Source organism: Turicimonas sp. TL08, from assembly GCF_054660695.1.
The window spans coordinates 1-391 of sequence record NZ_BAAGDP010000074.1; the positions used below are offsets into that span (position 1 = coordinate 1).

The 391-nt window shown below is 56.0% G+C and carries 1 protein-coding gene; it reads left to right on the forward strand.

What is annotated here, in order from left to right; genetic code table 11:
• On the forward strand, positions 1–249 hold a 249-nt coding region (locus ACYQ4O_RS13005; RefSeq protein ID WP_460175877.1), incomplete at its 5' end, for a hypothetical protein.
• Positions 250–391: the final 142 nt, after the last annotated feature.

Sequence of the window (391 nt, forward strand, 5' to 3'; positions counted from 1 at the left end):
CTGCCTGTCCATCGGATCTACGTCCTAGGGTCCTGTATGAGTATTGGGCGTTGGGTATACATGCCCCCAAACCCGCCTAGACCGCCTCCTATCCGCTTCCTGTTCGTTGAACATGCATTTTGCTATCGGCTTCCTTCAGACTCAACGTCGCCGTTGAACCCTTGCCGAGTCGCTAACCTTTCCCCTCATCGGGCAGGTTCGGGATTTGCACCCTATAGAGAGACGCCCTGCTGGGCGCACATCGAGTAGAGGGTTGGGTTGCCCCGTCCCCCTCTCACAGCACCCACCGTACGGTTCCGTAGTGGGCGCTTCACTAACAAATCGCCATAAAGCGGAGAGAATACAACCCTAATCTGGCGAAACGGCGGTTCTTGATGGCCAGGTTAAAACG